The sequence below is a fragment of the Hyphomonas sp. genome (assembly GCF_022844445.1).
GTDB lineage: Bacteria > Pseudomonadota > Alphaproteobacteria > Caulobacterales > Hyphomonadaceae > Hyphomonas.
In genome coordinates this window covers 386,571-400,599 of the sequence record NZ_JALHLS010000001.1, presented here as the reverse complement: position 1 = coordinate 400,599, position 14,029 = coordinate 386,571, and the positions used below count along the sequence as shown (strand labels likewise).

10 protein-coding genes are annotated in these 14,029 nt (G+C 64.0%); 6 read left to right on the top strand and 4 right to left on the bottom strand.

What is annotated here, in order from left to right; translation table 11 throughout:
- Window positions 1-24: 24 nt before the first annotated feature.
- From Q0C17_RS02140 to Q0C17_RS02130, 3 genes are read left to right on the top strand one after another with little or no spacing between them, the layout of a single operon-like run.
- The gene (locus tag Q0C17_RS02140) at window positions 25-669 is read left to right on the top strand and encodes an LON peptidase substrate-binding domain-containing protein (protein ID WP_291200606.1); all 645 of its coding nucleotides are present in this window, start codon (window positions 25-27) and stop codon (window positions 667-669) included.
- A gap of 8 nt (window positions 670-677) precedes the next feature.
- Window positions 678-953: a Trm112 family protein gene (locus tag Q0C17_RS02135; RefSeq protein WP_291200604.1), complete on the top strand. Its 276-nt coding sequence runs from the start codon at window positions 678-680 to the stop codon at window positions 951-953.
- Window positions 950-1,255 (top strand): DUF971 domain-containing protein, encoded by a 306-nt coding sequence (locus tag Q0C17_RS02130; protein ID WP_291200601.1) that lies wholly within the window; start codon window positions 950-952, stop codon window positions 1,253-1,255. The genes Q0C17_RS02135 and Q0C17_RS02130 overlap by 4 nt, the downstream gene beginning before the upstream one ends.
- 175 nt (window positions 1,256-1,430) lie before the next feature.
- Here the strand turns inward: Q0C17_RS02130 and Q0C17_RS02125 are convergent, their stop codons facing one another.
- Entirely contained in the window at window positions 1,431-2,669 is a 1,239-nt protein-coding gene (locus Q0C17_RS02125) for an FAD-dependent monooxygenase (protein ID WP_291200598.1), read from the bottom strand.
- A 278-nt stretch (window positions 2,670-2,947) separates the two neighbouring features.
- Here Q0C17_RS02125 and Q0C17_RS02120 point away from each other — a divergent pair, with 278 nt between their 5' ends.
- On the top strand, window positions 2,948-4,345 hold the full coding sequence (locus tag Q0C17_RS02120) for an ammonium transporter (RefSeq protein ID WP_366914751.1): 1,398 nt from the start codon (window positions 2,948-2,950) through the stop codon (window positions 4,343-4,345).
- Window positions 4,346-4,581: 236 nt separating this feature from the next.
- Window positions 4,582-7,038 (top strand): DNA translocase FtsK, encoded by a 2,457-nt coding sequence (locus Q0C17_RS02115; protein ID WP_291200592.1) that lies wholly within the window; start codon window positions 4,582-4,584, stop codon window positions 7,036-7,038.
- A 114-nt stretch (window positions 7,039-7,152) separates the two neighbouring features.
- On the opposite strand, the gene Q0C17_RS02110 is transcribed toward Q0C17_RS02115, so the two are convergent.
- Complete coding sequence (locus Q0C17_RS02110) at window positions 7,153-8,169, bottom strand: aldo/keto reductase (RefSeq protein WP_291200589.1); 1,017 nt, start codon at window positions 8,167-8,169, stop codon at window positions 7,153-7,155.
- A gap of 72 nt (window positions 8,170-8,241) precedes the next feature.
- The gene (locus Q0C17_RS02105; protein ID WP_291200586.1) at window positions 8,242-9,744 is read right to left on the bottom strand and encodes a sulfotransferase; all 1,503 of its coding nucleotides are present in this window, start codon (window positions 9,742-9,744) and stop codon (window positions 8,242-8,244) included.
- A gap of 278 nt (window positions 9,745-10,022) precedes the next feature.
- On the opposite strand from Q0C17_RS02105, the gene Q0C17_RS02100 reads away from it, so the two are divergent.
- Window positions 10,023-12,524 carry a TonB-dependent receptor gene (locus Q0C17_RS02100; RefSeq protein ID WP_291200583.1) on the top strand — a complete coding sequence of 834 codons (2,502 nt, stop codon included), beginning with the start codon at window positions 10,023-10,025 and terminating at the stop codon, window positions 12,522-12,524.
- Window positions 12,525-12,671: 147 nt separating this feature from the next.
- Here Q0C17_RS02100 and Q0C17_RS02095 read toward each other — a convergent pair whose 3' ends face one another.
- Complete coding sequence (locus Q0C17_RS02095; protein ID WP_291200580.1) at window positions 12,672-13,949, bottom strand: amidohydrolase family protein; 1,278 nt, start codon at window positions 13,947-13,949, stop codon at window positions 12,672-12,674.
- Between the last annotated feature and the right edge of the window lie 80 nt (window positions 13,950-14,029).

The following is a 14,029-nucleotide window of genomic DNA, read 5'->3' as shown; positions in this document are numbered from 1 at the left end:
CCGGCATTTCCGGAAGGACAAGCGATGGTGCATTACCACAAGACGACTGAATTGCCGGATGTGATCCCTGTGTTCCCGCTGCCGGGCGCGATGCTGTTCCCGCGCTGGGAATTGCCGCTGAACATCTTCGAACCGCGCTACCTCAACATGTTCGACGACGCGATGCGAAGCGAGCGGATCATCGGCATGATCCAGTCTCTCGGCGGCCCGCGCGACCGGCCCAATCTCGCCCGTGTCGGCTGCGCCGGGCGTATCACCCGCTACAGCGAAACCGAAGATGGGCGTTATCTTGTCACGCTTTCAGGCGTCTGCCGTTTCGCTGTCACCCGCGAACTCGATGCCATTTTGCCCTACCGCCAGGTGCGGGCCGGCTGGGATGAATTCGCCGGCGACCTGCACGCCGCGCCCGAAACCGGCCTGCCGGAACGCGCCGAACTTGTCCGGGCGCTGCGCACCTACACCAGCGCTCTCGGCCTGCAGGCCGACTGGTCAGCCGTCGAGGACGCGCCGATCGAAACCCTCGTCCATGCGCTGGCAGCGGGTTGTCCCTTCGCTCCGGCAGAAAAGCAGGCCTTGCTCGAGGCGGTGTCGCTGGGCGACCGCGCCCGGGTGCTGATCGCGCTGCTGGAGATCGGCGGCAGTGGCGATGATACCGGCCCCGTGCAATAGAGCCTGCCATGCCCGACCATGACCCGCCCGCCGAATTTACGCCCAACGGCGTTGACCCGCGCCTCCTCGAAATCCTGATCTGTCCCGTCACGCGCCAGCCGCTGGTTTATGACCGCGCAGCGAATGAGCTGATCTCAAGAACGGCGCGCCTCGCCTATCCGATCCGCGGCGGCATTCCGATCATGCTGGAAGAGGAGGCGCGGGACATGGATGAGCTGCCGGATCTCTCCGGTGGATCTCCGGAAATGCCCGAAGAAGGGCCAGAAACGGGGGAGGGGACATGACCGCCTCCGCCTGGCCCGCCCGTCTCACCTTCCGCGCCGCAGCGCAGGAGCTCTTCGCCGAGTTTGATGACGGCACGTCCGGCAGCGTCGCCTATAAGCGATTGCGAGAGGAAAGTCCGTCTGCGGAAGTTCAGGGCCATGGCCGCGGGCCGAAGCCGGCGCAGGCCCCCGTGCCGGATGACATCCGGGTGCTGAAGGCCGAACCGGTCGGCCGCTACGCCGTACGCCTTTTCTTCTCCGACGGCCATTCCAGCGGCCTTTATACCTGGAACATAATCCGGGCCCTGACGGTCGGGGATTAAGCCGTGCTTGAACCTCTCTGCCGCTCGCGGGGCTTCAGAGGGTCAGAAATCGGAATGCGACTTTTCGAACAGGCAGCAGGGGGGAGGGGCGCTGACATGGATGTCAGCGCTGCGGTGCCCATTTTTCGACTTTTCCTTGGGGGGCAGGCAACGCCTACGCTGCAACAAACGCTGCCTACCGCATCAAGCTCGGCAGATGATCCTGATCCGCGCTCGCCTGCCGCGCCAGCGCCCGGCGCAGCGGTGCAATCCGGTTTGCAGCAATCAGGGCCAGGCCGCGCAAGGGCTTCAGAAGTGCATTGTCGTTCGAAAAAGCCCGGTCAATGAGGTCCATCGTCATCGCCGTTGCCGCGGAATCGAACCGGCGCCATTCCTGGTAACGCGCGAGCACGGTGTCGCTGCCCGGATCAAGGCCGGTCTCGCGGGCCTCGGTCATAACGTCGACCAGCGCGCCCACATCCTTGAAGCCGAGGTTGAGGCCCTGTCCCGCCAGCGGGTTGATCCGGCGCGCGGCATCCCCCAGCAACGCCGTGCGCGGCCCCGCCATCTTCTCTGAAATCTGCATTACCAGCGGGTAGGAGAGGGGAGGGCCGTCGAGACGCATCTCGCCTGCAAAGCCGGCAAACCGCGCATTCAGCTCTGCTTCGATTGTCTCCTTTGGCAGTTTTGCCAGCGTCTCCGCGGCGCCGGATTTCATATACCAGGCAAGGTTCGCCCGGTTGCCCGGCAGGGGCAAGGTGGCGAAGGGGCCTTCCGGCGTGAACAGCTGGCGAGCGATGCCGCCATGCGGCCGGTCAAGGCTGACATCTGCCGCGAAGACGGATTTGCCGTAGTTGCGACCCTCTGTCTTCAGGCCCAGCGACTGGCGCACTGGCGAGTTGATCCCGTCGCATGCCGCGACCAGACCTGTGCGGATCACGGCGCCTTGTTCCAGGTGGATTGTGGCCCCCGCAGGTCCTGTTTCCATGCCCGAAAACCGGGCACCGCGCAGCCAGGTCAGGCCGGGTGTCTCGCCGGCGCGCCGGTCCAGCGCGGCCTGAAGGGCCCCCGCCGGCACCATCTGGCCCAGCGGTTCGCCCGCGTCGCCGGCGTCCAGATCTTCGGTGGAGAAGGCGGCGTGAGGCGCCCCGAACCAATGCGTGCCACCGTCTTCCGCGTCGAGCCCGTTGAGGGGCGTGATGTGGGGGGCAAGCTCCGCGCCGATTCCGGTTGCCCGTAGCAGCCGCCAGCTTCCGCGGACGATAGCAAACGTCCTTGTATCTGTTGCATTTGCGCCAGACGCGGGGCGCCCGTCGATCAGCGTCACACGGAAACCCGCCTGCGCCGCGAGGATTGCCAGCGACGTACCTACCGGGCCGGCGCCGATGACGGCCAGTTCAATTTCAGGAGGAAGGCCAGATCCCGTTTCACTCATGTGAATGAGGTAGCGATGCTGCGCTGCGGCGTCCAGCGGTGGCACCGAATTGGGCGTTTGGCCGCAAGCGTGCCCAAGGTTTAACCAACCGGCACTCGAATCGCGCGCGCCCGTCGTCTGCCGTGCGACTTTTTCGGGCAGCCGAAATCATATCGGCTCCGGGAGAGCTCCGGGGGGTCCCGGCTCTGCACGACTGCAACAGATAGAAGGAGGGGCCGATGGGCCAATTGACTGGACGATGGATGCGAGGGGCCTTGCTGGCACCGGCATCACTGCTCATGGCCGGCGCGGCCTGGGCGCAGGACGCGGGGATCATCGTTCCCGAGGCGACCGTCGACAAGGGCGACGTAACCTGGATGATGGTGTCCACAATGGTCGTCTTCCTCATGATCATTCCGGGCCTCGCCTTGTTCTACAGCGGCCTCGTGCGAACCAAGAACGCGCTCTCCGTCCTCATGCAGGTTGGCACCGTTTCGGTGATCGGCATGATCCTCTGGGCGGTCGTCGGCTACTCGTTGGCCTTCACCACCGGACCTTCGTCCTTCCTCGACCAGTTTATCGGCGGCACGGGGCGTCTCTTCCTCAGTGATGCCGGAACTGACCTGTCGGACAACATCGTCGCCACCTTCTCAACAGGTATCTACCTGCCGGAGCTGGTCTTCGTCGTCTTCCAGATGACTTTTGCCTGCATCACGGCCTCGCTCGTCCTCGGCGGCCTTGCCGAGCGCGTGAAGTTCACCGGTGTCGTTGTCTTCGCCATCGTCTGGCCGCTGCTGGTCTACTATCCGATGGCCCACATGGTCTGGTGGTGGCCGGGACCGGACCTCGTCGCCAGCGGAACGCCTGCCGTCGGTGGATTCATCTGGAACTTCGGCGCGCTTGATTTCGCCGGCGGTACCGTTGTCCACATCAACTCCGGCATCGCGGCCCTCGTCGGCGCCCTCGTGCTCGGCAAGCGTCTTGGCTACAAGAAAGAGCCGATGCCGCCCCACTCGCTGATGATGGTCATGATCGGTACCGGCCTTCTGTGGTTTGGCTGGTTCGGCTTCAATGCCGGCTCGAACCTGGAGTCCAACTATTACGCCGTGCTCGCCATGGCGAACACCTTCCTAGCCCCGGCCGCTGCCGGCTTCGCCTGGGTGCTCACGGAATGGCTCACCCGCGGCAAGGCCAGCCTCCTTGGCCTCTGCTCGGGTATCGTAGCGGGCCTCGTGGCCGTCACACCTGCTGCCGGCTTTGCCGGTCCGATGGGCGCCATCATCCTCGGCCTCGTCGCAGGTCCGGTCTGCCTGTTCGCCTGCTCGGCACTCAAGTCGGCCCTCGGCTATGACGACGCACTCGACGTGTTCGGCATCCACGGCGTCGGCGGCATCGTCGGCGCCATCGGGACCGGCTTCGTCGTCAACCCCGCCTGGGGCGGCGCCGGCGTCGTCGACTATGTTGGCTGCGTGGACGCAGGTGCCGTCCTCGCGACATGCCCGGTTGCAGCCTACGACCTGGTGACCCAGGTCACGGCTCAGACCAAAGGTATCCTTGTCACACTGGTCTGGTCCGGTGTCGGCAGCCTCATCGTCTTTGGGGTTCTGAAGGTTCTCGGCCTTCTGCGTGTCAAGGAAGACGAAGAGCAGGAAGGCCTCGATATTTCGGCTCACGGCGAAGCCGCCTATCACAGCTAGGCCTCTTTCGGGACGCCGGAACAGGAACGGGCCGCGGGATCACTTCCGCGGCCCTTTTCTTATGGCATTTGCGCACTTCTACCGCGTGACCTGAATTTAACCCTGCGGAACCCGCGTAAATACGGGCTTCTGGTATGAAAAACCCGCGAATTCCACAGGCTCCGTTTGCGGCATGTTAAGCCTAACCGGCGAAACCTTGTGCTCCGTCTTCTGCCAAATCCGGAGCGCATCCCCTCATGAAAGATCACGCCATCCGCGATGAAGAAGAGCTGCGTACGGTGAGCGATCCGGTCTGGCGGATCCTCACGGGCGCTGCCGCATTCGGGGCAGGGGTCTTTGTCTGCGGCAGCGTCGGCTCCTATGTGCCGTCCGATCCGAGCTGGAATGCCGCGACCGATGCGAGCGTGCAAAACCTGTTCGGTTCGAGCGGCGCGATCTTTGCCGATGTCGCCCGCCAGCTCCTCGGCTGGTCCGGCTGGATCGCCGGCCTCGCGCTGATGATCGGCGGCGCCATGCGGGCTGTGCTCGTTGGTAAGCCGCGCATCCGTCGCTGGGTGTATGGCGCTGTCGCCGTTCCGCTGTCCGCGGCCGCCTTTGCCGCCTGGCCCGTGCCAGAAACCTGGCCGCTCAGCGCCGGTCTCGGCGGCATGTTTGGCGACGGTGTATTCAACATTGCCGTTCTGCCCTTCCGCGCCCTCATGCTGCCGGCGCCGGAAAGCTGGGCGGCCTTCCTGCTCGGCGGCGCCGCCCTCTGGGCCGGCCTCTCAGCCCTCGGCTTCCAGCGCCGCGACGCGCAGCTCTTGCAGGAAACCGCCGCCCGCTCCGGCAAGACGGCCGTCGTTGGCGCTGCCGGCCTTGGCGGGTTCCTCATCCGCATCGGTCACTCGCTCGCCGACCGCAAGCCCGTCCGCATGGACGAGCCGGTCTCCGGCGACCGTACCCTGATCATCAAGCATGACGACGATTACGTCCCGTCCTCGCGCTTCCTGCCGTCCGATGACGAGGACGAAGACGACAGCCGCTATGGCGCGACCGCCTGGGACGAGGACGAAGACGGCGAGGAAGCCGAGGCCGCCCCGCCGCCGCCCGGTCTGCGCTTCGCGGTGCCGCGCCCCGTGCCGAAAACCACCAATGCCCCGAAAGTGGCGGCGCCCACCCGCCGCCGCACCTCCACGCGCCTACCCTCACTTGACCTGCTGCAGGTCCCCGAAGAGCGCCGTGAAACGTTTGACGAGGACGCCCTCCTCGCCAAGGCCGAGCGGCTGTCCGCAGTCCTCAAGGAGTTTGGCGTCCAGGGCCGCATCAAGGAAGTGCGCCCCGGCCCGATCATCACGCTGTTCGAGATGGAGCCGGCTCCCGGCGTCAAATCCTCGCGCGTCATCACTCTGGCCGACGACATCGCCCGCTCGATGAGCGCAGTCTCCGCGCGGGTTGCGGTCGTGCCCGGCAAGAACGCGATCGGTATTGAACTGCCGAACGACGAGCGCGAGAAGGTCTTCCTGCGCTCCATTCTGCAGTCGGACGGTTATGTGAACTCGCGTGCCTCGCTGCCTGTCGCCCTTGGCGAAGATATCGGCGGCGTGCCGACCGTGGTCGACCTTGCCCGCATGCCCCATCTGCTTGTCGCCGGTACCACCGGTTCGGGTAAATCGGTTGGCGTAAACGCGATGATTCTGTCGCTGCTCTATCGCCACACGCCGGAACAGGTTCGCTTCATCCTGATCGACCCGAAGAAGCTCGAGTTCACCGTATATGAAGGCATTCCGCACCTGCTGGCCCCGGTCATCACCAAGGCGCCGGAAGCCGTGAACGCCCTCAAATGGGCCGTGCGCGAAATGGAGAACCGCTACGAACTGATGTCCAAGGCTGGCGTGCGCAACCTTGCCGGCTTCAACGAGAAGGCCGCGAAGTACCGCGCCGCTGGTGAAGACCTCGTCCGCAAGGTGCAGACCGGCCTCGACGAGCGCGGCAAGCCGCAGTTCGAAACCGAAGTCCTGCCGATCGACCATATCCCGCAGATCGTCGTCGTCATCGACGAGATGTCGGACCTGATGGTCGTCGCCGGCAAGGAGATCGAAGGCTGCCTGCTGCGCCTCGCTCAGATGGCCCGCGCCGCCGGCATCCACCTGATCACCGCCACGCAGCGTCCGTCGGTGGATGTCATCACCGGCACGATCAAGGCAAACTTCCCGACCCGCATCTCCTACATGGTCACCAACAAGGTCGACAGCCGCACCATCCTCAACGAGCAGGGCGCCGAACAACTACTCGGCCACGGCGACCTGCTGTACCAGGAGCCCGGCAAGAAAACCCAGCGCCTGCACGGCCCCTTCGTCTCAGACGAGGAAGTCTGCGCCGTGGCGGACTGGCTTCGCGATCAGGGCGAACCCGACTATGTCATGGACATTGTCGAGGCCAAGGATGACGGCTCCTCCGGCTCCCCGGTCATGGATGCGATGCTCGGCATGGGCGAGGGCGGCGGTGGCGGCGACGATGACGACGCGCTCTTCGCCGAAGCCGTCTCGGTCGTGATCCGCGACCAGCGGGCCTCGACCTCCTATCTCCAGCGCCGCCTCAAGGTCGGCTACAACAAGGCCGCCGGTCTGATCGACCGTCTCGAGGAAGAAGGCGTCATCTCCGCCCCCAACCACGCGGGCAAACGCGAAGTCCTCACCAAGGCAAAAGCGGCCTAGGCTGCCGCTCCGAACAGACTTTGGTGGGATTCAAAGGCAAAGGCTCCCGACCTCCCGCAGATGGAGGCGGGAGCCTCATCATTTGTGGGCGGCGCTTTTCCAGCTGCTCCCCCGTCACCCCATCGGATAGAGAATGTCTTTCGACACCTTGTCGCACGCCTTCATCACGTCCGCCGAAAGCTCGAGATCTGCGGCCGCCAGAATGTCCGCCAGCTGATCAAACCTGGATACGCCGACAATTGTCGAGGCAACGAAGTCATGCTGTTTCGACCAGGCTGTCGCCAGCGTCACCGGGCTGATGCCGGCCTCGGCAGCGATCTTCATGTAGCGGGTCGTCGCCTCCAGAGACTTTTCGTTGACGAAGCGCTTCGCCATCGCCGCCTGCCGCCCGCCGATTCTGAGATAGGAAGAGAAGCGCGCACCGTCCGGCGTCGCGCCGTCATTGTATTTGCCGGAAAGTACGCCCCCGCCGATCGGGGAGTAGGGGATCAGGCTCACGCCTTCTTCCTTGCACACTTTGGACAGTGCATCCTCGAAGCGGCGATTGTTCAGCGAGAAATTGTTCTGGATCGTCTGGTAGCGCACGACGCCGAGACGTTCGGAGGCAGCGATGGATTTCATCAGCCCCCAGGCATCCTCGTTGGAACAGCCGACGATGCGTACGTAACCCTCGCGGCACAGCTCGTCGAGCGTCTCCATCGTCTCGTCATAGGCGGTGCCATGGTCCGGCCAATGGGTCTGGTAGAGGTCGATATAGTCCGTCTGAAGACGGCTCAGGCTCGCCTCCACTGCGCGGCGGATATTGTGCCGGTCAAGCGCCGTCATACCGGCACGCTGCGATCCCTTGATCCAGCCGTGCGAAGGCCCGCACACCTTGGTGGCGAGGATGATCGAGTCGCGGTCCTTGGTCTTCATCCAGCGCCCGAAGATTTCCTCGGTCCGCCCCGCCCATTTTGTGTCTGGCGGCACGGGATAGTTCTCGGCGGTGTCGTAGAAATTGATGCCGGCTTCATAGCTCGCATCGAGGATGCGAAAGGCCTCGGCCTCGTCGGTCTGCGATCCGAAGGTCATCGTGCCCATGCAGATGTCCGACACGAAGATGGGGCTCTTGCCCAGACGGCGCTGTTTCATGTTTCCTGTCCCTTTGATTTCGGGACGCAGCCTAGCGCCGTGTACGCGAAGCGCCAGTGGGGCGCCGCTACGTCAGGCGGGGGATCTTTCGGCCGGCGTCAGGCAGCCTGCCGCCTCCAGGATATCGAGGGCAGGCTTCAGCCCGGCCTCATAGCGCCGCCAGCGGTTTAGCGCGGTCGTGTAAAGCGGCTCGCGCACCTGTGCCGAACTCGCGGTGGCCACAGGTGCTGTGTTTTCGTGGAAAGCCAGGCATTGTTCCTCGAAGGGGAGGGCGCAGAACGCGAGCAGGCGCCGCGCCTCGGTCTCCAGGTCCATGACGACCCGCTCATAGTGCACCACCGTGAAGCGTGCTTTCGGCAGCATGGTCTCGAAATGCCGGACCATCCGGTCGAACTGTACATAGTAACGCGCAGTGTCTTCGAGCGTGTACGCATAGTTGTAGTAGGAAAAGCTCGTTGCGAACATCTGGCGGTAGTTGGACAACAGCGTGTCCGCAGGATGGCGCCTGAGGCAGATCACTCGCGCTTCGGGCAGCGCTGCCAGGATTACCGGGGCGAGAAGGATGTTCAGCGGCATCTTGTCGGTGAAGCGTCCTTCAATCCCCAGCGAGGCGCGCACGCTTGCCATGTAGCCGCCGCCCAGCGCGGTGAGGTCGACGCCGGCGGCCGCGTCGAGCGTTGCGGCGTCGAGCACGAGGTTAGAGGGCGTCTTCGTCATCCGCTTCAGGCAGAGGGCGAAGTCGGTGAGCTCTCCTGCAGGGCTAAGCCCGGTGTGGCTGGAGAGGATGCGGTCCACCAGCGTTGTGCCGGTGCGCGGCATCCCGCAGATGAAGACCGGCGCGCCGGCCGCCGAACTCGTCCGTCCCGGTAGCGTGCTGGCAGCGCGGATCGCCGCTTCGAAAAGTGCCGCATCAACTCTCGGCTCGTGTCGGATCAGTGCGCGCTTGCCTGCCTTCGCCCGCGCCAGCCAGTCAAGGGCAGCGCCCGGTTGCTTCATGTCCTCATGCGCCTTTGCGAGAGCATGTCCGATCAGCAGGGCGGCATCCGGATCGTTCGCCTGGCGCGCAAACATTGCCTCCAGCGCCTCGACCTCGTTGGCCTCGGGCGTCTGCTTCGTGATCTGCACGATGGCCGGCAGGCCGCGCGTATCTTCCGGGTCGGTGGCGGCGCAAAGCCGATAAGCCTCGCGGGCGGCATCCATATCCCCGGCAAACTGCAGCGCGGCGGCATGATTGTAGTGAAAGCCGGAATGTCCGGGCTCGGCCTCCGTCGCGCGGGCATAGAAGGGCAGGGCCTCGGCGTGCAGGCCCGCCCGGCTGAGCACTACCCCGATCGTATCCAGCGTGAACGCGTCCGCCGGATACAGCGCCGCTGCAGCCCTTGCGGCCTCCACGGCCTCGCTCCGGCGAGACAGGGCGATCAGGCTGCGCGCCCTTTGGGCATATGCTGCTGAAAAATCAGGCAGACGTTGAATGGCCGCCGCAAAAAGCGCTTCGGCGCGGGCATGGTTGGCGTGCTCGCCGGCGACAAGCCCGAGCAGGAAGGCCGCTTCCGGGTCCGACGGATCGGCCTTCAATGAGACCAGACAGAGCTCATACGCCCCGCGGAAGTCGCCTTGCTCAAGCCGCCTGGCCGCGGCTTGCGACCGGGGTGAAACCACCTGCTCAAGTGATGAAAAACTAGGCAAGCATGCTACCGATACGCCGCGACATTGAAAGGAAATGTGTCCTTTTTGCTGCATCTGCCGTAAAATTGGAAGTGAGCCCCTTGGCCCACCTTGCGCGCGTTTCAGCTTGTGCACCCTACTGCAGCACGAGGGGCGGACGTCAAACTCCGCAAGCAAGGATCCCAATCATGTCCCGCAAGAATCTTCTTCTGTCCGCCAGCGCCGCCGTGCTTGCGTCCAGCTTTGCCTTTACCGCCGCCGCGCAGGAGGCTGTCGAAACCGAGAGCGAGCTTCGCGTCCAGGCCGTGACGGTTACCGCCACACGCCGCGCCGAAAGCGTGCAGGATATTCCGCTGAACATCGCCGCCGTCGGCGAGCAGCAGATTGCCGAGCAGGGCTTCGACGAACTCGCCGACGTCCTCGCCTATGTACCCGGCATCAACGTGGTCGATCGCGGTGGCCGGCAGGGCAACCCGCTGATCGTGCGCGGCCTCAACGCCGATGGCCTTGGCTCCGGTGACGGCAACAATGATGGCGGCGGCACCGTCGCGACCTATCTCGGCGAGATCCCGATCTTTGTCGACCTGAAGCTCAACGATCTTGAGCGCGTCGAGGTTCTGCTCGGACCGCAGGGCACACTCTACGGTGCCGGCACACTTGGCGGCGCGATCCGGTACCTCCCGAAGAAGCCGGACTTTGCTGGCGACACGCTGGATGTCCGCACAGAGGTTTCGCAATACTCCGAAGCTGACGATCTGTCCTATGAGGGCGGCTTCACCTTCAACAAGGCGCTAGGTTCCAGTTTTGCGATCCGCGGCTCGCTCGACTACGAGAAGGATACCGGCTTCGTCGATTATCCCTTTGTGGTCCGCGAAATCGGCGTGTCTGATCCGGATCCGAACTTTTCCAATCCGGCAAACGTGGCCGCCAACACGCGCCGTGTGAAGGATGCTGACGGTGAGGACGTGCTTTCGGGCCGTCTGGCCGCACGCTGGGAGCCGACCGCCTGGCTTGATGGTACGCTGACCTACTATTTCCAGAAGTCCGACATCGAAGGCCGCCGAGGCTCCAGCCAGCAGCCGACCGTTCCGACCGACAAGTACGAACTCGCCAAACGCGTCGAAGAGCCAAACGAGATCGTCAACCAATTGCTCGCGCTGGAGCTCACCGGTGATCTCGGCTTTGCCGAACTCACCTCGGCGACCGGCTATTCGCGCTATGCCGATGACGGCCAGCGCGACCAGTCTGACCTGCTGATCACACTCGAATACAGCTACGAATCCTTCCCCACCTTTACGTCGTTCACGCGCGAAAAGGGCAAGGAAGAGCGCTTCAACCAGGAATTCCGCCTCGTCTCGACGACTGACGGCCCGCTCAACTGGATCGCCGGCGCTTTCTACAACCGGTTTGAAAGCGCTGGTTACTCTGCCGAGTTCACGCCGGGCTACGCCGCCTTTGCCGGCTTCAACCGTCCAGATGATCTTGAGTACTTCTCGCAGGCTTACTCGAAGCTCGAAGAGTCGGCTGTTTTCGGCGAAATCGGTTATGACATCACTGACAAGTGGACGGTCACGGTCGGCGGACGTTATTATCAGTACGATCTTGAATCCTTCAGCGATGTGGACTTCCCGCTGTTCGATGCCGGCTTCATCCCGGTCGGTGTCAGTTCGCTCGAGGCCAGCCTCAAGGACGACTTCGCAGCTGGCAGCCCCAACGACACCGAACGCACCGGCCAGTCGGACGAAGGCACGCTCTACAAGTTCAACACCTCTTATCAGTTCACAGAGGATATGCTCGGCTACTTCACCGTTTCGCAGGGCTACCGGATCGGCAACGCCAACGGCCTTGCCGTATGTCCGGCCTTTGACCCGCTGAACAACCTTCAGGGGGCCTGCGCCCTTCAGCCAGGCCAGAAATTCGGACCGGGCGCGGGTGACATCTCTACCCGCGACGAGACGCAGTACCTGCCGGACAAGACGATCAACTATGAACTCGGCGCCAAGACCACGCTGGCCGACGGCCGCGTGACACTGAACGGCGCGGTTTACTATATCGAATGGAAAGATCCGCAGCTCACCTCGGCGACGATCAATGCCTCGATCCCGATCACAGTGAACGCCGATGGCGCGGAGACCAAAGGCTTCGAGGTCAGTGGCAACTGGGTGGTTACGGATGCGTTTTCGATGCGCGGCAGCTACAGTCATACCGAAGCCTCGCTGACGGCACTCGCACCGGGTCTTGTCGGTACGATCAGCCCGCCAGGCTTCGGCACCGTGCTGCTCGATGGCCAGGACGGCGACCGCCTCCCGGGCTCGCCCGAAGACCAGTTCTCCGTATTCGGATCATACGTGCATGATCTCGCCAGCGGCCGCACACTGACGTTCAATGGCGGCTATGCCTGGCAGAGCGACGTGCTGAGCCGGACCGGCGGCCGGGGCGGCGGACTGACGCTGGACAGCTTTGGCGTTGCCAATGCCTCGGCGGTCTATGATGCCGGCCAATGGCAAGCGACATTGTTCGTCAATAACCTGTTCGATGAATACTATGAGACCGGCGTTGTCTCCTCTCCGCTGTTCAACCAGGTTCTCATCGATTCCAATGGCGGCCCGGTGAACACCCGCAGTTTCTTCACCTATGTCGGCGCGCCGCGCGTCATTGGTGCCCGCCTGAACTACAAGTTCGGCGGATAACAGAACGTCTGACCGCGGCCGGGCTGCGCCCGGCTGTGCGGGGCACCGGGGGGTGTCAGACCGGAAAGGGCCGTCCGAGAGGGCGGCCCTTTTTTGTCTTTGCCTCAGCTCCTCTCCAGTCTCACCGGAGACAGAGAGGGGAAGCGGTCACTTACCCAGCCCGTTATAGAACACGGCACCATCCTTCATCACGAAGTCGACGTCCTCAAGTTGCCGAACGTCCGCCAGCGGATCACCGTCAACCGCGATGATGTCGGCGCGTTTGCCCGCGGCGAGGCTTCCGATCTGGTCTTTCAGGCCGAAGAGTTCGGCATTTCCGAGCGTGGCAGCCCGGATCGCCTCGGCCGGGCTCATGCCCCATTTTACCATTAAGGCGAACTGGCGCGCGTTGAGGCCGTGGGTATACACACCCGCGTCGGTGCCGAACGCGATCTTGGCGCCGGCTTTGGTGGCCGCTTGAAATCGCTCGCGCTGGGCCTGACCGACGATCTTTTCCTTCTCCAGCGATTCCGGGAGGATGCCGGCCGCTTCGCCTTCGCCAAGTATGAAGTCAGACACATAGATGTCCATCGACAGGAACGTACCCTGCTTCACAGCGAGGGCGAGGCTCTCGTCGGAGATCAGGCTGGCATGCTCCACCGAATCGACGCCCGCTTCGAGGGCGGTTTGGATGCCCTTCGCGCCATGGGCATGGACGGCGACCTTCATGCCCAGCTCATGAGCCTCGCTGACGATGGCCTGCATCTCTTCAAGCGTGAACTGCTGCGCGCCGATGGTGGTGCCTTTCGACAGCACGCCGCCTGTGCCGCAAAACTTGATGACTTCGGCGCCGTACTTCTTGTTCTCGCGCACCTTCTGGCGCACGGCCCAGGGCCCGTCGGCGACGCCGCCCCCGATGGCATTATCCTCATACGGAAGAAGGTTGTTGTCACAGTGCCCGCCGGTGATACCGATGGACTGGCCGGCCGGAATGATGCGGGGCCCGGGAATTTCTCCGGTGTCGATCGCGTCCTTCAGGTCCACATCCGCGAAGCCGGGCCCTCCTAGATTGCGCACAGTGGTGAAGCCGGCGCGAAGCGTCTTCTCGGCATTGGCGACGCCGGAGATGGCCGAGCGCGGCGTGGAGACGGCAAGGCGGCGATAGCCGTGCAGGTCAGACCGGCTGGTCAGGTGGACGTGGCTATCGGAGAGGCCCGGCAGCAAGAAGGCGCCCTTCATGTCGATCTTCGCGGCGCCGGACGCGCCGAGCGTGCCCTTGCGGCCGACGGCCTTGATCGCACCGTTCTCGACCAGGATGTCATAGTCCTTCATCACCGTGCCGCGCTCGACATCGATGACGTGCCCGCCGGTCAGCAGGGTGGTCTCGGCAGTGGCGGCGGCGCTGAGGGCGAATAGGCTGGCGGCAGTGAAGAGGGCGCGAAGCATTGGGCGTCTCCAAGGTCTGGTTGCGACTTAAGACCTAGCGCCGGGAGGCGGTGTTGGCCAGCCTTCAGGGCGGCGCAAAA

Excerpts from the sequence above, each read along its gene's own strand:
- Q0C17_RS02130 (WP_291200601.1), top strand. The coding sequence starts at position 950 with ATGACCGCCTCCGCCTGGCCCGCCCGTCTCACCTTCCGCGCCGCAGCG.
- Q0C17_RS02125 (WP_291200598.1), bottom strand. The coding sequence starts at position 2,669 with ATGAGTGAAACGGGATCTGGCCTTCCTCCTGAAATTGAACTGGCCGTC.
- Q0C17_RS02140 (WP_291200606.1), top strand. The coding sequence starts at position 25 with ATGGTGCATTACCACAAGACGACTGAATTGCCGGATGTGATCCCTGTG.
- Q0C17_RS02100 (WP_291200583.1), top strand. The coding sequence starts at position 10,023 with ATGTCCCGCAAGAATCTTCTTCTGTCCGCCAGCGCCGCCGTGCTTGCG.
- Q0C17_RS02115 (WP_291200592.1), top strand. The coding sequence starts at position 4,582 with ATGAAAGATCACGCCATCCGCGATGAAGAAGAGCTGCGTACGGTGAGC.
- Q0C17_RS02095 (WP_291200580.1), bottom strand. The coding sequence starts at position 13,949 with ATGCTTCGCGCCCTCTTCACTGCCGCCAGCCTATTCGCCCTCAGCGCC.
- Q0C17_RS02120 (WP_366914751.1), top strand. The coding sequence starts at position 2,948 with ATGGCCGGCGCGGCCTGGGCGCAGGACGCGGGGATCATCGTTCCCGAG.
- Q0C17_RS02135 (WP_291200604.1), top strand. The coding sequence starts at position 678 with ATGCCCGACCATGACCCGCCCGCCGAATTTACGCCCAACGGCGTTGAC.
- Q0C17_RS02110 (WP_291200589.1), bottom strand. The coding sequence starts at position 8,169 with ATGAAACAGCGCCGTCTGGGCAAGAGCCCCATCTTCGTGTCGGACATC.